This window comes from Caldicellulosiruptor kronotskyensis 2002, from assembly GCF_000166775.1.
GTDB lineage: Bacteria > Bacillota > Thermoanaerobacteria > Caldicellulosiruptorales > Caldicellulosiruptoraceae > Caldicellulosiruptor > Caldicellulosiruptor kronotskyensis.
In genome coordinates, this window is sequence record NC_014720.1 from 1,497,708 (window position 1) to 1,514,581 (window position 16,874).

Annotated in this window: 16 protein-coding genes and 1 pseudogene; all 17 read right to left on the minus strand. The window is 35.7% G+C overall.

Annotated elements, in window-relative coordinates; translation table 11 throughout:
• Nucleotides 1-74 precede the first annotated feature (74 nt).
• Nucleotides 75-1,260: pseudogene (locus tag CALKRO_RS13840) on the minus strand (ISL3 family transposase).
• A gap of 129 nt (nt 1,261-1,389) precedes the next feature.
• Nucleotides 1,390-1,965 (minus strand): orotate phosphoribosyltransferase, encoded by a 576-nt coding sequence (pyrE, locus tag CALKRO_RS06715; RefSeq protein ID WP_013430293.1) that lies wholly within the window; start codon nt 1,963-1,965, stop codon nt 1,390-1,392.
• On the minus strand, nt 1,958-2,680 hold the full coding sequence (locus CALKRO_RS06720; protein ID WP_013430294.1) for a histidine phosphatase family protein: 723 nt from the start codon (nt 2,678-2,680) through the stop codon (nt 1,958-1,960). Before CALKRO_RS06720 ends, pyrE begins: the two co-directional genes overlap by 8 nt.
• A gap of 12 nt (nt 2,681-2,692) precedes the next feature.
• The gene (locus CALKRO_RS06725; RefSeq protein WP_013430295.1) at nt 2,693-3,595 is read right to left on the minus strand and encodes a dihydroorotate dehydrogenase; all 903 of its coding nucleotides are present in this window, start codon (nt 3,593-3,595) and stop codon (nt 2,693-2,695) included.
• Nucleotides 3,592-4,359 carry a dihydroorotate dehydrogenase electron transfer subunit gene (locus CALKRO_RS06730; protein ID WP_013430296.1) on the minus strand — a complete coding sequence of 256 codons (768 nt, stop codon included), beginning with the start codon at nt 4,357-4,359 and terminating at the stop codon, nt 3,592-3,594. The genes CALKRO_RS06725 and CALKRO_RS06730 overlap by 4 nt, the downstream gene beginning before the upstream one ends.
• A complete protein-coding gene (gene carB / locus CALKRO_RS06735) occupies nt 4,340-7,567 on the minus strand; it encodes a carbamoyl-phosphate synthase large subunit (RefSeq protein WP_013430297.1) in 3,228 nt (1,075 codons plus the stop codon). The genes CALKRO_RS06730 and carB overlap by 20 nt, the downstream gene beginning before the upstream one ends.
• A 32-nt stretch (nt 7,568-7,599) precedes the next feature.
• A complete protein-coding gene (pyrF, locus tag CALKRO_RS06740) occupies nt 7,600-8,517 on the minus strand; it encodes an orotidine-5'-phosphate decarboxylase (protein ID WP_013430298.1) in 918 nt (305 codons plus the stop codon).
• Entirely contained in the window at nt 8,511-9,803 is a 1,293-nt protein-coding gene (locus tag CALKRO_RS06745; protein ID WP_013430299.1) for a dihydroorotase, read from the minus strand. The genes pyrF and CALKRO_RS06745 overlap by 7 nt, the downstream gene beginning before the upstream one ends.
• On the minus strand, nt 9,803-10,720 hold the full coding sequence (locus CALKRO_RS06750) for an aspartate carbamoyltransferase catalytic subunit (RefSeq protein ID WP_013430300.1): 918 nt from the start codon (nt 10,718-10,720) through the stop codon (nt 9,803-9,805). The genes CALKRO_RS06745 and CALKRO_RS06750 overlap by 1 nt, the downstream gene beginning before the upstream one ends.
• 52 nt (nt 10,721-10,772) lie before the next feature.
• Nucleotides 10,773-12,146 carry a uracil permease gene (gene uraA / locus CALKRO_RS06755; RefSeq protein ID WP_013430301.1) on the minus strand — a complete coding sequence of 458 codons (1,374 nt, stop codon included), beginning with the start codon at nt 12,144-12,146 and terminating at the stop codon, nt 10,773-10,775.
• Nucleotides 12,147-12,174: 28 nt separating this feature from the next.
• Nucleotides 12,175-12,723: a bifunctional pyr operon transcriptional regulator/uracil phosphoribosyltransferase PyrR gene (gene pyrR / locus CALKRO_RS06760; protein ID WP_013430302.1), complete on the minus strand. Its 549-nt coding sequence runs from the start codon at nt 12,721-12,723 to the stop codon at nt 12,175-12,177.
• 231 nt (nt 12,724-12,954) lie between these two features.
• Nucleotides 12,955-13,854 (minus strand): RluA family pseudouridine synthase, encoded by a 900-nt coding sequence (locus CALKRO_RS06765; protein ID WP_013430303.1) that lies wholly within the window; start codon nt 13,852-13,854, stop codon nt 12,955-12,957.
• A complete protein-coding gene (lspA, locus tag CALKRO_RS06770) occupies nt 13,851-14,303 on the minus strand; it encodes a signal peptidase II (protein ID WP_013430304.1) in 453 nt (150 codons plus the stop codon). The genes CALKRO_RS06765 and lspA overlap by 4 nt, the downstream gene beginning before the upstream one ends.
• 45 nt (nt 14,304-14,348) lie before the next feature.
• Nucleotides 14,349-14,813, minus strand: coding sequence for a hypothetical protein (locus CALKRO_RS06775; protein ID WP_013430305.1), 465 nt, complete (start codon nt 14,811-14,813; stop codon nt 14,349-14,351).
• 93 nt (nt 14,814-14,906) lie between these two features.
• Complete coding sequence (locus CALKRO_RS06780; protein ID WP_013430306.1) at nt 14,907-15,641, minus strand: hypothetical protein; 735 nt, start codon at nt 15,639-15,641, stop codon at nt 14,907-14,909.
• A gap of 153 nt (nt 15,642-15,794) precedes the next feature.
• The gene (locus tag CALKRO_RS14020) at nt 15,795-15,920 is read right to left on the minus strand and encodes a hypothetical protein (RefSeq protein ID WP_272940822.1); all 126 of its coding nucleotides are present in this window, start codon (nt 15,918-15,920) and stop codon (nt 15,795-15,797) included.
• A gap of 124 nt (nt 15,921-16,044) precedes the next feature.
• Entirely contained in the window at nt 16,045-16,785 is a 741-nt protein-coding gene (locus CALKRO_RS06790; protein WP_013430307.1) for a hypothetical protein, read from the minus strand.
• Nucleotides 16,786-16,874: the final 89 nt, after the last annotated feature.

Here is a 16,874-nt window from a genome sequence, read left to right on the forward strand (position 1 = left end):
GTAAATAATTTTAAAAACCTAATATTGCCTTTCCCCGCGACTTTTGCGGGTTTTAAATATTCTCTTTCTAACTCCTAACTACCACAACTGTATAAAATCCTCTTTCTAAATCTCTCAAAATTTCTATATCCAAATGCATTTCTCTTTAAAACTTTTATCTTATTGTTAAAACCTTCTGTTACACTATTTGTATATGGAACATCAAATGAATTTACTATCTCTGAAAACCAGTTCCTAAAAACCTTTATACATCTGCAAAATTCAGAAAGGCCACTTCTCTCTGCTGCCTCTATCCATTTTTTAATTCAACTTTTGCTTGTGCTGAATTACTGCTTTCCAAAACTTTTCTAAATTCTTCCTTGAGTCTATGCGCTTTCCTTAAATCTCTACTGTACCAAAACATCACTTCTAACTCTTCTCTCTGCTCTGCTGTAAGTTCTTCATAAGACTTTAACAGTAGTTTCCTGCTTCTCTTGAAATACTTCCTTAAATTATCTTCTAATTCCTTTTGTACTCTCTTCCTTACATTTTCTAACGCCCAATACACATATCTTGTAAAATGAAATTTGTCTATTACTATTTTCGCGTTTTTAAAATATATCTTTGCTGTCTCCACAAATTGTCTCCACATGTCACATACAAAATATTTTACTTTATCCCTATCCTTCAATCTCTTAAAATATTCAATCAAAACATCTTGTCTTCTGTCTTTTAAAATTTCTACTATCTGCTTTTTCACAGGGTCCACAATTATACACTGATATTTAGCTCCACCTGCATTTCCTTTGAATTCATCTATGCATATCGCCTCAGAAGAAAAATCCTCTATTTTCTTGGTAGGACTTACCTTATCAAATAACCTCATAACTGTTGTAACTGATACATTTGTCTGTCTTGCCACTTCTTTCATACTGCTTAAGCTACTGAGCTGACTTATAATGTATGCTGCTAATCTATTTGTCATTCTTTGTCCTTGCCTAAAAAATTTATGTGTTCAAAAAATTTCTTTCCACATTCTTTGCAAACATATCTTCGCTTTCTTAAAACTAAATATGTTCTCTTACCCATTATTGGTACGTCCTTTACTCTTTGGACACGATAATCATGTATCTTGCTTGTGATACTACCACACTTAGGACACTTGTGAGGTTTTTGCGTCTGACTTATGTGCAGTTCTACCTCCTTTTCGCTTTCTACTACTTGGTGGAGAATGATATCTTTTGATTTCAAAAGTTCTGTGATATAATTATGATTGAGCACTTATTCTGGATGCCTCCTTTCTTTTGTGTGTTTTTTTTATCTCTAAAAACAATTTTAATTATAGCAGGCATTCAGAATAAGTGCTATATTTTTTCTTTTCTTACCACCCCAATATTTATTATAGAGCCTCTATTTTATCTTTCTACTCCCTGGCTTTACAATAGGAACTCCTTCCCTGCAAAGAGGGCATTCATCTGACTCGTAAGTTTCAATGCTAAGAGTCAAAAGTGTCTTTAGAGGATATCCTAAATCCACTTTACCACCACTTCTATCAACAATACCGGCAATTGCTACAATTTCTCCCTTGTACTCTTTTACAATTTCAATTATTTCTTTCACAGACCCGCCTGTTGTTATGACGTCTTCAACTACCAAAACTTTTTCTCCCTCTTCAATCTTAAATCCTCTTCTAAGTTTCATTATCCCATCTTCTCTTTCTGCAAAGATGGAACGGCAATTTAGCTGTCTTGCAAGTTCGTACGAAAGCGTTACTGCTCCTAATGCAGGTCCTATAACAACGTCAATTTGCTTATCTTTAAAGTATTGTGCAAGGTCCCTGCAGATCATTTCTGCCAAGTTTGGGTACTGCAATACTTTTGCACATTGAAGGTACTTTGCACTGTGTTTTCCAGAGGATAAAAGAAAATGTCCTTCCAAAAGTGCACCCGTGTCTTTGAACATCTGAATGTAAGCCTCTTTATTCATAGCTTTCTCTCCTTTCAATGATAGTTAAATCTTGTTTTTCAATTCCTCTTTCTTTTAAAAACTGTTGCCACCAATCTTGATATGCTATTGTGGAAAACTCCTTTCCAAGATGAGACCAATCGCCCTCAACAACAAGGTGGTATTTCCCTTCCTTGTACTCGATTATATTTATAGCAGTATTGTCCTGCCACAAAATCTCGTTGAGTCTTTCAAATTCATATCCTTTTATATACGTCAGAAGAGCCCTAATTAATGTTCCGTGGGTTACGATGCATATTCTTTTTCCCACATTTGACTTTACGATGTCCTCAAAAGCAGATTTTGCCCTCAAGAAAAGTTCATACATACTTTCACCATTTGGCATACAATGTTTGTGAGGCATTTTCTCCCACATTTCATACTCTGTTGGATAAAGCAAAGGAAGCTCATCCCAGCACATGTCTTCCCAATCTCCACCATTTATCTCTATCAAATCTTCTCTTATTATAATCTTTATATCCCTTCCCTCTGCTATTTTGCTTGCAGTATAAAGGGCTCTTTTCAGAGGACTTGAATAAATCACATCAAAATGGACATTTTTTAATCTTTCTGCAAGTTTTTGAGCTTGCAATTTACCCTTTTCTGTTACATTGGAATCTGTAATACCATGAAATCTTCTTATAAAATTTCCTTCTGCCTCTGCATGACGAATAAGATATACAACTGTTTTTGACATTTTGTTTTCACCTCAGATATTTATGTTACCTACAAGCTCTTTTATGGAATTAAAACCCTTTCTTTCAAGATAAGCCTCAATTCCCTCTTTTATTTCGCAAACAGCTTTAGGATTTATAAAATTCACAGTGCCTATCTGAATGGCAGTTGCACCAGCAATAAAAAACTCAATGGCATCTTTGTAATTCATAATTCCTCCCATGCCAACAATAGGTATTCTAACTTTCTTGAAACACTCATAAACCATTCTAACTGCAATTGGCTTTATAGCAGGGCCTGAAAGTCCACCTGTTACCATCTTTATCAAGGGTTTTCTTGTTTCAATATCAATTGCCATAGCAGACACAGTGTTTATAAGTGAAATTGCATCTGCTCCTGCTTTTTCTGCAGCTATTGCCAGCTGAGTTATATCTGTGACATTTGGTGTAAGTTTAACAATGATCGGACAGCTTGCCACATCTTTCACAGACTTTGTTATCTCATAGACCTTTTCTGGATCTTTGCCAAAGGCCATTCCACCTTCTTTCACGTTCGGGCAAGATAAATTTACTTCAATCATATCCACAAGCGAACCCAAGATTTTTGTAAGCTCAACAAACTCTTCTTTGGTAAAACCGTTTATATTGGCAATGATTTTGGTATTAAAGCCTTTTAAAAAAGGGAGTTCTTCATTTACAAATGCTTCAACTCCGGGATTTTCAAGACCAACAGAATTTATTATTCCTGCATACACTTCACAAAGTCTTGGCTGGGGATTGCCAATTCTCTTTTTTAAAGTGATGCCCTTTGTACATATAGCGCCAAATTCACTTATGTCAATTAACTTTGAATATTCACGACCAAAACCAAATGTGCCTGATGCTGCAATAACAGGGTTTTTGAGTCTTACCCCTGCTATCTCAACTTCTAAATTCATTCAATCTCAACCTCCATTATATCAAAAACAGGGCCATCTGAACACACATGATACATTTTGTCACCTTTTCCTTTTATACTACAGCAAAGACATGCGCCTATCCCGCACGCCATTTTTTCTTCTAAAGAGGCATAACATTTTACAGGGAGATTAAGATTTTTAATCGCCTTTAACATAGGCTTTGGCCCACAGCAAAAAACAATTTTATATTTCTCTTTTGAAAAATTTGCTTTAAAAAGCTCAACAACACTCCCTTTGTAACCGCTACTGCCATCATCTGTTGCTATTAAGGTATTGTTGCAAATGCTATTGAATCTTTCTACCAAAAACATTGATTTTATGCTTCTGAATCCAAGAAATACATCAACTTTATTGCCTCTATTTTTGAGCTCTTTACAGAGGCCAACAAGGGGGAAAATTCCAACCCCCCCTCCAATTACAGCAACCTTACCGTCGAATGTGTCTGTCAAAAATGAGTTTCCAAGTGGACCCAAGACATCAATAGCCTCTCCTTTTGATTTTTGAGAAAGAAGCTTTGTGCCTTTACCTACCACTTTGTAACCGATATAGACTCTTTTTCCCTCAACAAAAGAGATGCTGAAAGGTCTTCTCAAAAGAGGATAAATGCTCTCTTTATCAATTAGAATATTCACAAAATTGCCCGGTTTAAAATTTTCTGCTAAATATTCAGATTCAAAGGATAGAAGAAATATATTATTTGCAATCATTACATTTTCTTCAATTTTAACCTCTAATAGCTTCATTATCAATCTCTCCTATGTTAAATATGTCAAGTTCTCTTTTTTGTTTTAGAAACTCAATAATTTCAACTACAGCTTTTGCAGTGTCAACTGAAGTGAAGATTGGCACTTTGTTTTCCACAGCAAACCTTCTTATCAAAAAACCATCTCTTTGAGGCTGCCTTCCTTTTGTAGGAGTATTGATAACAATGTTTATTTCTCCCTTTCTAATCAAATCTATTATATTTGGACTTCCTTCAGACACTTTTTTAACATAATTTGCAGCAACCTGATAAAAGTTCAGATGTTTTGCTGTCTTTGATGTTGCATATATTTTGAATCCAAGCTTTTCAAACTTCTCAGCAATAGGGATGATTTCATTTTTATCAGGGTCGGCAACAGTAAAAAGCACTCCACCTTCTAATGGCAGCTTTGTTCCGCTTGCAACAAGCCCTTTGTAGAGAGCAACATAATAGTCTTTCGAAATTCCCATAACCTCGCCTGTTGACTTCATCTCAGGACCAAGTGATACTTCAACATCAGGCAGTTTTTCAAATGAGAAAACAGGAACTTTAAAGGCATAGAAATCTTTTTTCGGCAAAAGCCCAACTGTGTTTACCAAATCTTTCAGCTTATACCCTAAACTTACCATTGTTGCAAGCTCAACCATGGGAACACCAGTTACCTTGCTCAAAAACGGTACCGTTCTGCTGCCTCTTGGATTTACTTCGATAACATAAAGTTCTTCATTTTGAACAATAAACTGCACATTCATAAGCCCTTTGCATTCAAGCTCTCTTGCTATTTTGAGGGTGTATTCGACAATCTTCTCTTCAATATACTTTGAAATATTCCTTGCAGGATACAGTGAAATACTGTCTCCCGAATGAATACCCGCTCTTTCAATATGTTCCATTATCCCGGGTATCAAGATATCCTCGCCATCAGATATAGCATCAACCTCTATTTCTTTTCCGACGATGTATTTGTCAATGAGGATAGGGTGGTTATTTAAATTTTTTGCATAGCTGAGCATCTCAACAATATCGTCATCATCAAAGGCAATCTTCATACCCTGTCCGCCAAGAACGTATGATGGCCGCACAAGCACAGGATATCCCAATGAGTTTGCTATTCTTAGTGCTTCTTGCAGCGTATAACATGTGTAACCTGGAGGTCTTTTGATGTTAAGCTTATTCAAGATTTTGTCAAATCTTTCCCTGTCTTCTGCGATATCTATTCCCTCTGCGCTTGTACCAAAAATCTTGATACCCTCTTTTGCAAGCTGCTGAGAAAGTTTTATAGCTGTTTGACCGCCAAATTGGACTATCACACCCTCTGCCTTTACTGTTTCAATAACATTTAGCACATCTTCTTTTGTGAGAGGTTCAAAAAAGAGCATATCTGAGGTATCAAAATCAGTGCTTACAGTTTCGGGGTTGTTGTTTATAATGACAGATTTTATGCCAAGCTTTGAGAGTGCATAAACACTGTGTACAGAAGTATAATCAAACTCAATTCCCTGACCAATTCTAATCGGACCTGAGCCCAAAACAACAATTTTTCTCTGTGTATATGATGTTTGTGATACTGCTACATCATTTTCTCTTTCATATGTTGAGTAATAATATGGAGTTTTTGCTTCAAATTCTGCTGCACATGTATCAACCATTTTGTATACCGGTGTTATGTTTAGGCTTTTTCTTAAACTCCTCACATCATTTTCAGATATCTCTTTGAGACTTGCAATTGTCTTGTCACTGAACCCCATCTTCTTTGCTTCAAGCAGAATACTGCTGTTTAAATCCTCTTTTCTAATTCTCTCTTCCATCTCGATTATATTTTTAATCTTGTGAAGGAAAAATCTGTCTACTTTGCTGATTCGGTATAGGTATTCTACTTCATATCTTCTTCTTATAGCCTCAGCAAGTGCAAATATTCTTCTGTCATCAGCCTCGATTATAAGTTGTGAGAGAGATTCGTTATCTAAACTTTTTAGCTCTGGAAGGTCTAAGTAGTCCAGTCCTATGTCAAGAGACCTTATACCTTTTAAAAGGCTTTCTTCAAAGGTCCTTCCAATTGCCATGACCTCTCCAGTTGCCTTCATCTGTGTACCAAGCTTTCTATTTGCATAAGTGAACTTGTCAAACGGCCAGCGTGGAATTTTCAGAACAACATAGTCAAGAGCAGGTTCAAAGCTTGCGTATGTCATTTTTGTAATAGCATTTTCTATTTCGTCAAGTGTATAGCCAAGCGCAATCTTTGCAGCAATTCTGGCAATTGGATACCCTGTCGCTTTTGAAGCTAAAGCAGATGAGCGGCTGACCCTTGGATTTACTTCAATTACTGCATATTCAAAGCTATCAGGATTTAGAGCAAACTGAACATTGCACCCTCCTTCAATCTTCAGAGCATCTATGATTTTGAGAGCAGATGATCTTAGCATTTGATATTCTTTATCAGAAAGTGTCTGCGATGGTGCAATAACAATGCTATCGCCTGTATGAATTCCCACCGGGTCAATATTTTCCATGTTACACACAGTAATCAGGCATCCGTTTGAGTCTCGCATAACCTCATACTCTATCTCTTTCCACCCTTTTATACTTTTCTCTACAAGTATTTGGTGCACAGGACTGTACGAAAGACCTCTTCTTGCAATCTCAACAAACTCCTCTTCATTGTTTGCAATACCACCGCCAGTCCCACCAAGGGTATATGCCGGTCTTATTATAACAGGAAAGCCTATTTTCTTTGCAAACGCAAGACCATCTTCTACACAGTTTACAACCTCACTCGGAACAACAGGTTCGCCAATTTTTATCATCAGCTGTTTAAAAAGTTGTCTATCTTCTGCAAACTCAATAGCTTCAATGTTTGTTCCAATTACCTTGACATTGTATTTGTCAAGGATCCCACTTTTGTAAAGTTCAACAGCAGTGTTAAGACCTGTTTGCCCTCCAAGTGTTGGTAATATGGCATCAACTCTTTCTTTTTGAATTATCTTTTCTATTATTTCACAAGTTATAGGCTCGATATAGATACTGTCTGCCATTGTTTTGTCTGTCATGATTGTTGCTGGGTTTGAGTTTATAAGAATAACCTCAATACCCTCTTCTTTTAACGCCTTACAAGCCTGGCTTCCTGAATAGTCAAACTCAGCTGCTTGGCCAATTATAATCGGTCCTGAACCAATAACCAAAACCTTTTTTATATCCTTTCTCAGTGGCACTTTAAAGTCTCACCTCTTTTGATTTTATTTCTTTAAGAGATTGCTGCATTGATACTTTCCTTGATACTTTTTGAAGCTAAGTAGCTACTCTTTTCAAAATCAGAATGAACATAGTTTTTGTATGCATAGATTATATCACGCGACGAATTTACTATTATGCCCATGTTGTTGCTGTCCACAAAATATTTCAAATCTTCTACTTTTCCTCCTTGCACACCAATTCCCGGTACAAGAAGGAAAGAGTTTGGCAAGATTTCCCTTATTCTTTTACCAGCCTCAGGCTGGGTTGCACCTACAACAGCACCAACATCACTGTAACCTTCTTTCCCTATGCAGTTTTTCCCCCATTCATAAACTTTTTCGGCTACAACTTCAAAAAGGTATTTATCTTCTACCATCAGATCTTGAAAATCACCAGAAGAAGGATTGGAAGTCTTAACAAGCACAAACAAACCTTTTTTGAATCTCTCACAGTCTTCAATAAATGGCTTTATACCGTCTTGACCAAGATAAGGGTTTGTGGTGATTGCATCAAACTCAAAAAACCTTATTTTTTTACCAAAAATGGGTGTTTCGCCAAGATAGGCGTTTGAGTATCCTTTTGCAGAACTTGAGATGTCGTTTCTTTTACCATCAAAGATTACCACAAGCTTTTTGTTTTTTGCATATTCACAGAGTTTATGCAAAACCTCAAATCCATGGTAAGAGTACTGTTCAAAGAATGCTGCCTGAAACTTTACTCCAACCACATTTTCTTCCACAGCATCGATAATCCTTCGGTTGTATTCAAACAAAATGGTTTTTAAATTGTCAATCTCGCTTTTTTCTTTATCATAAAATCTTTTGATAAAATAATCTGGTATATTTTCAATGCTTGTATCAATTCCTGCTATAAGAACACTATTTTTCTTTTTTATAGACTCAATTAGCCTATCAGAAAAGTTCAGCAATTCAAAACACCGTCCTTTTTTAATATCTTCCCATTATATATTACTGTCTCAACATAAGAAGTCAAAAGTTTACCCAAAAACACACTATTTTTTGATTTTGACACAATGTTATCCTCTTTTACTTCCCACTTTTTCTTTAAATCTACAATTACAAGGTTAGCTTTTTTTCCTTCTTTTATAACATTTGGAGAAAGTCCAATTATTTTTCTTGGATTGTGGTGCAGAAGCTCCACTATTTTCCCAATATCAAATCCATTTTTCTCAACAAGATATGTGAACAGCACAGAAAATGCAGTTTCAAATCCAATTGTCCCGCTTGCAGCAAGGTTAAATTCGACATTCTTTTCATCTTTATGATGTGGGGCATGGTCTGTTGATATACAGTCGATTACACCTTCTTTTAGTCCTTCAATCAAAGCTTCCACGTCCTCTTGTGTTCTCAAAGGGGGGTTTACTTTTGCATTTGTATTAAATCCAAGCACCTCTTCTTCTGTAAGACTTATATAATGTGGGCATGTGTCAGCCGTGACATTTACACCCCACTCTTTTGCAATTTTTATAAGTCTAACAGATTCTTTGGTGGACACATGGGTTATATGAAGATGTGCTTTTGTTTCTTTTGCAAGAAGAATATCTCTTGCGACAATAATTGATTCTGCCTCGCGTGGAATTCCTCTAAGTCCCGTGATTGTTGACACATATCCTAAATTTATCTGTCCTCCTTCAGATAAGTTCGAATCCTCACAGTGCGAAATGACAGGTATTGAAAAATCTTTTGAGTACAAAAGAGCATTTCTCATAATGTTTGCGTTCATAACACACTTTCCATCGTCTGATATAGCAATGGCCCCTTCTTCTTTCATAAATCCTATCTCTGCAAGCTCTTCTCCTGAAAGTCCTTTTGTTATAGCCCCAACAGGTAAAACCTCAATTGGTGAGACCTCTTTTGCACGGTATTTTATATACGCAATCATTGCTCTGTTGTCTATAGGAGGGTTTGTGTTTGGCATACAACAGATGGTTGTAAATCCTCCTGCTAAAGCAGCTCTGCTGCCACTCTTTATGTCTTCTTTGTACTCGAAACCAGGTTCCCGCAAATGACAGTGAATATCGGTAAAGCTTGGCATTACATACTTGCCGCTTGCATCTATTATAATCATATTATCTGGATTTTCTTCTATGTTAATACCAATCTTTTCTATCTTGTCATCAACTATCAGTATATCAGCTTTTTCATTTTTGTCGTGAATACTATTTACAATCTGTGCATTTTTTATCAATATCATCACCTATAAATTCCCTCCTTGCGCGTGCAAAGGTATAAAACTGCCATTCTAACGGCAATACCGTTTGTGACCTGCTCATCAATTGTTGAATTTGGCAGCTGCATCACCTCTGAAGAAATTTCAACCCCCCTGTTGACAGGACCAGGATGCATAATCAGGGTGCTGCCTGAAATATACCTCATTATATCTTCGTTTAATCCATAAAACTTGTAATATTCTTGTTTTGAGGTTATAAAGCCTCGTTTTTGTCTTTCAAGTTGAATCCTCAAATCTATTACAACATCTTTTCCTGAGACTGCCTCTTCTAAAGAAGATGCAACATAAGCAAAGTTTTCAATATAAGGCGGAATAAGAGTTTGTGGCCCAAACACTGTGATTTGGTTGTCAAACTTAGAAAGTCCCCATATGTTGCTTCTTGCAACCCTGCTGTGAAGAATATCACCAATGATTGCTATCTTCAACCTCTCAATTGTTCCAAGCCTTTCTCTTATTGTGAACATATCAAGCAGTGCCTGAGTTGGATGCTCGTTCATTCCATCACCTGCGTTTATGACCGAAAATGAGCAGTTTTTAGCAATAAAATGCGGCACGCCAGAAACTGAATGTCTAACAATGAGAACATCTGTTTTCAGAGCTTCCAAAGTTTTTACAGTGTCAAGCAAAGATTCCCCTTTCTGCACACTGCTGGTTTGCACCGAGATTGATGTTGTATTTGCACTCATAAACTTTGCTGCAAGCTCAAACGATGTTCGTGTTCTGGTACTATTTTCATAAAACAGAGTTACAACCGAATACCCCTGCAGATGAGGAGTCTTTTTTGTTTCGCTCTTTAGAATTGTCTTCATATCTTTTGCAAGATTCAGTATTTTTATTATATCCTCTTTTGAAAGCTCTCTTAGCCCAAGCAAATGTTTCAATTTATCCACCTCCGACTGTTTACAAAAAAGGTAGGGAAAATAACCCCTACCCTTAATTATTTGGTTCTAAAGCTTCTTTTGTCTTTGCTATTTTAAGTTCTTTTGACTCTGGTAAAAGAAGATTTAAAATTATTCCTACAAATGTAGCAAGAGCCATTCCTTCAAATTCAATGTTGAAAAATTTGAGTCTTGTTCCACCAACACCAATTATTAAAACCACAGAAGCAATTACAAGGTTGCGTGTTTGAGACAAGTCCACCTTGCTTTCAATCATCATTCTCAAACCAGATGAAGCAATAACACCAAACAGCAGGATGCTGATTCCTCCAATTACAGATGAAGGAATTACCTGAATAAGAGCACCAAGCTTTTGGACAAATGAAAGCAAAATTGCCAGGATTGCTGCCCATAAGATTACCCATGTACTGTACACCTTTGTTATTGCCATAACGCCAATATTTTCACCATATGTTGTATTAGGAGGACCTCCAAGAAAACCTGCAGCAATTGTTGCAAGTCCATCTCCTGCTAATGACCTGTGAAGTCCTGGATTTTTTGTAAAATCTCTTCCCACAACATTATTTGTCACAAGAAGATGTCCTATATGTTCTGTTATTGTAACTATGGCAATTGGAGCAATTGATAAAATAGCAGAGAGTGAAAATTTAGGAAATGTAAACTGAGGAAGCCCTATCCACTTTGCATTCTTGATAACTTCATAATTTAAAAATGGAATATACTTGCCATTTGGATAGAACGAATTTAGAAGATTTGTATTCATACCAATCAAGTCAAGTACATATGCAAAAAGATATCCACTCACAAGTCCAATTAAAACAGGTATGACTTTAAAAAATCCTTTAAAGTAAACAGAGCCAAATACGGCAACAAGTAATGTAAATATAGAAACCCAGCAAACAGGACTTTTTAGGACATTTACAGCAACTTCCAAAATCTGACCATCTTTTACAACCTCTTTGAAAAGTCCTGCTGATTTCACAGCAGCAGCTCTTGCAAGAGAAAGTCCAATAATCATTACAACAGGACCAACAACTACCGGTGGCAAAATCTTGTCAATCCAGTTTGTCCCAAATAGGTAAACAAGAAATGCTACAATCAGATATACAACACCTGATGCAATGCATCCAGCAAGAGCATATTCTTTTCCTCCAAGCGAGGCAGAAACTGTGATAATAGGATTTATATATGCAAAAGACGAACCAAGATAAGCTGGAACTTTATTTTTTGTTACAAGAATATATATTATGGTCCCCACACCACTTGTAAAGAGAGCCACAGTTGGGCTAAGTCCTACCAGAATAGGAACCAAGATTGTTGCGCCAACCATTGCAAAAAGATGTTGAAGACTCAAAGGCAATGTTTTCAAAAATGGAAGCTTTTCTTCAACCTGAACAACTCTGTTCATTTTCAAAGCTTTCCCCTTTCTTTTAAAGTTATATTTCCCTATCAAGCTGTTCAATTATTACTCTGTTGTCGTTGTCAAACTCATCAACAAGAACATGAACAATTTCTTTTCTTGAAGTTGGAACATTTTTTCCTACATAGTCAGCCCTAATTGGAAGTTCTCTGTGTCCTCTGTCAATCAACACTGCAAGCTGAATCATCTTTGGTCTTCCCATGTCCATCAAAGCTTCAATTGCTGCTCTTACTGTTCTACCTGTAAAAAGAACATCGTCTACTAAAACTATCTTCTTGTTGTTTATATCAAAATCAATCCTTGTGGAGTTAACCGTAGGATGCTCAGAAAGCAAACTCAAATCGTCCCTGTAAAATGTGATGTCCAAAATACCTAAAGGAAGTTTTATCCCTTCTATCTTTTCTATGTTTTCCTGTATTCTTTTTGCCAGAGTTACACCTCTTCGCTGAATCCCAACAAGGCAAAGATTTTCAACACCCTTGTTTTTTTCAAGTATCTCGTGAGAAATCCTGACTAAAGCCCTTCGCATTTGATTTGCATCCATAATTTCTTTTAATTTTTCCAAAATACAGCACCTCCTTTGGCACAAAAAAAGCTTCCTGCCTGTGAATTGGCAAGAAGCTTTTTTGACATGCTAATACTTTCAACCTCTCATATTTCAACCTTGCCGCCTCACAGGGCCAGCTTAAAGGTCTCAAATTCTCTTAAAGTCACTATTCGGTTTTTATTTATTTCTTAGCTATTATAACACCAAGATGTACAGTTTGTCTATGGTTTTTAATGTAATAAGCGGTATTTATTGTTTTTTACTTCTCAGTATGTTTAAAATCTTAAGAAAGTATTCAGGTAACTCGGCTGAAAAGTGCAGAACTTCTGAAGTTATAGGGTGAACAAACTCAATTTCACCTGCATGAAGAACCTGCCCCTCAACTCCAAATTCATTTTTTGCTCTTCCGTAAATTCCGTCTCCAAGCAAAGGATAACCTATATATGATATATGAACTCTTATCTGGTGAGTCCTTCCTGTCTTCAATCTTAATTTTATAAAAGTGTATTTGTCAAACCTTTCTAAAACCTCAAAGTAAGTAACTGCTTCTTTCCCATTGGGAACAACAGCCATTTTAAGCCTATTTACAGGATGCCTCCCAATCGGTGCATTTATTACGCCACTGTCTTCTTTTAACACACCTTCACATATAGCATAGTATATCCTCTTTATTTGATGAGATTTTAAAGCTTCAGAAAGTTTAATATGTGCTTCATCTGTTTTAGCAACAACTAAAAGTCCCGATGTGTCTTTGTCAAGCCTGTGGACAATCCCGGGTCTTATAACCCCGTTTATACTGCTAAGTCTCCCACTGAACTTGTGCAAAAGTGCATTTACAAGAGTATTTTCAAAATTGCCTGCACCGGGATGTACAACCATCCCCCGCGGTTTATTTATCACTGCTAAGTGTTCATCTTCATATAAAACCTCAATATCTATTTCTTGGGCAACAAGAGATAGTTGTTTAGGCTCTGGAATAACAACTTTGATTATATCTCCACTCTTGACTTTATATGCAGGTTTTAAAACTTGAATTTGATTTACCCATACATTTCCTTCTTCTATTATCTTTTGAACAAAACTGCGGGTTTTAGAAAGAGCCTCAGAAAGATACCTATCCAGTCGGCCGTCAAAACCTTCTACTGTCAAGGTTTTTTCTTCAGAAATATCTCTTCGCCTCCTTCTTTTAGTATCAAAAATATCAAAAGAAGCACGCCACAGGTTATAAAAAAGTCTGCAAGATTAAAAACGGGTATAACTTTTATGTCTATAAAATCTACCACATAACCCTTAGCAATCCTATCAAAAAGGTTTCCCATCGCTCCCCCTACTATCAGCGAAAAAGAAAGCTTGTAAAGGTTGTTTGTGGACTTGAAAATCATATAACATAAAAACAAAATGAGGACAATAGAAACCACTATAAAAAATCTTCTTTTTCCCTCTAAGATTGAAAAAGCCCCGCCTCTGTTTTGTACATAAGTGAGCGATAAAATTCCACCCAGTAAATTAATAGAACTTCCTACAAAAACATTTTCAGCTCTTGCCTTTGTTATCTGGTCTAACACAAAAGTTAACATAATTATAATCCAGTAAACCATTGAATCACCTTGAATCATGTACAACTATGTTATGATATTATAATATTAGCCAAACAAATCATCGTCATCATCATATAAAAACAAATCTTCGTCGTCATTATCTTCAGAACCAGGATCATAGTATTCTATATTAAATGGCTCATCTTCAAATCTAACATCAAATTCAAAAATTTCAAAGAATTTATTTAGTCTTCTAACAAAATTTTTACACTCTTCAGCAAACTTTTTCTTTCCTCTTTTTGATAAAGTAAAATCATGAGCAAAGGCTAACTTTACACGATAAACAGTATCCTCAAGCTTTTCTATTTCTGACCAATCATAATAAATATTTGACCAATAAGTGTTATCAATTGCATTGTTGGGAAAATAATCTCGCATATTTGCCAACAATATTTCACAAAAATTTTGAATAAACTCTAAAAATTTATCTTCAAATTCTTGAACATCTCTCTTTGGTAAACTTAAGAGTTTTAATTTATATTCTAAAAACATAAAAGAAGGTGTGCTCATAATATCTACCTCCAAATAATTTGTTTTCGTTCCGCTTCTATAATAAATTATAATTGCTTATCAATAAAAACTTAATCAGTTATTTAATCTGGATTACCAAATAGGCAACAGAGGTGGAGAAAGATCAAACAAACTAAAGATGCCAGGTAGACCAGCAATCTTCTTTGCTTCTTCATACCAGTGCCATGGGTCATATACGTTCGTATCATAATTTGGAGCACATTTAAATTCAATTATACCTTCAACAAGAATTTTTATTTGATTTTTCAATGCTTGTACGTCTTTTTTCAATATATACTCTGCAAGACCAGAAGAAACAATACCAAATGTATTCTTTGCATAGATTTTTTCAACATCCACAGCCATTTGATAGTTACCAAGATAATATTCAGCTGCTGACCATGCAACATAAAAGTCACGACTGCTATCAGGATATAACACTAAGACGCTATCAGTTTTTTTCTCTTCTTCATATATTTTTCTGAAAATGTTAGCAGCCTCAAGACATTCCTGCTTGAGTTTATCCATTTCACCAACCCACCTGTACATCTTGGCTAATCTGACCTTGTTTATCGCTACTGCTTCACTTTCATAGCCACATTCTTTGATAAAAGTATCAATATCTTTTTTCTTAACTTCAATAGCTTTCAAAATATACTTTTTCCCCTCTTCAAAATCTCCAAGATACATGTAATACCTTCCTGCTGCTATAAATGCAAAATTGTCCATAATACCATATCTTTCATCATTCTTTATTTCTTCTAGTTTTGTTTCAATCATTTTCTTAAGCTTTTTAGGATTGAGCTTAATTTCCCACCACTCAGCCATTATTTTTCACCTCTAAAACATTCAAAATTTCCCGGTCCCTTCCCACCCTAAAGTTTAGCTTAAAATCTATAAAATCATTTTTACCATCTCAAATGATGTTATGTTTTTGTCTCTAACCAAAATCTCTTTTAAAAACTTATTAAATCCGCCATCTCATCTAATTTTTTGATTCTGCGAAGCATAAAACAGTGCTGCTCTATAGGTTCCTTTTTTTTCTATGAATTTTTTAAACTCTTCAAATTCTATTTTAGCAGCATCTTTATCAAGCTGTTCTCTCATGCCTTCTTCTACTTTATATAAGTATCTTTCAGAATTTGTTGAAAGCCAATCAAAAGATAGCTGGGCTAATCTTTCTTTTGTTCTTGTTTTGGGATTATAAACATTGCTAAATAAATTTTATTTTTTAGTCTTCTTGTATTGGCAGAATAGGAGGAGAAGGGTCGAATAAGCTAAAGATGCCAGGTAGACCAGCAATCTTCTTTGCTTCTTCATACCAGTGCCATGGGTCATATACGTTCGTATCATAATTTGGAGCACATTTAAATTCAATTATACCTTCAACAAGAATTTTTATTTGATTTTTCAATGCTTGTACGTCTTTTTTCAATATATACTCTGCAAGACCAGAAGAAACAATACCAAATGTATTCTTTGCATAGATTTTTTTAACATCCACAGCCATTTGATAGTTACCAAGATAATATTCAGCTGCTGACCATGCAACATAAAAGTCACGGCTGCTATCAGGATATAACACTAAACTTCTATTAATTTTTTTCCCTTCTTCATATATTTTTCTGAAAATGTTAGCAGCCTCAAGACATTCCTGCTTGAGTTTATCCATTTCACCAACCCACCTGTACATCTTGGCTAATCTGACCTTGTTTATCGCTACTGCTTCACTTTCATAGCCACATTCTTTGATAAAAGTATCAATATCTTTTTTCTTAGCTTCAATAGCTTTCAAAATATACTTTTTCCCCTCTTCAAAATCTCCAAGATACATGTAATACCTTCCTGCTGCGAGAACTTTGAAAGCATGTACATAACCATAATTTGCATCATCTTCTATTCTTGCCAGCTCTTCACTTAGTAATTTCTTAAGCTTTTTAGGATTGAGCTTAATTTCCCACCACTCAGCCATTATTTTTCACCTCTAAAACATTCAAAATTTCCCCACCATTCCCGCCCTTGGTAACAATTTTACTTTATTTCAATATCATCTTTACCATT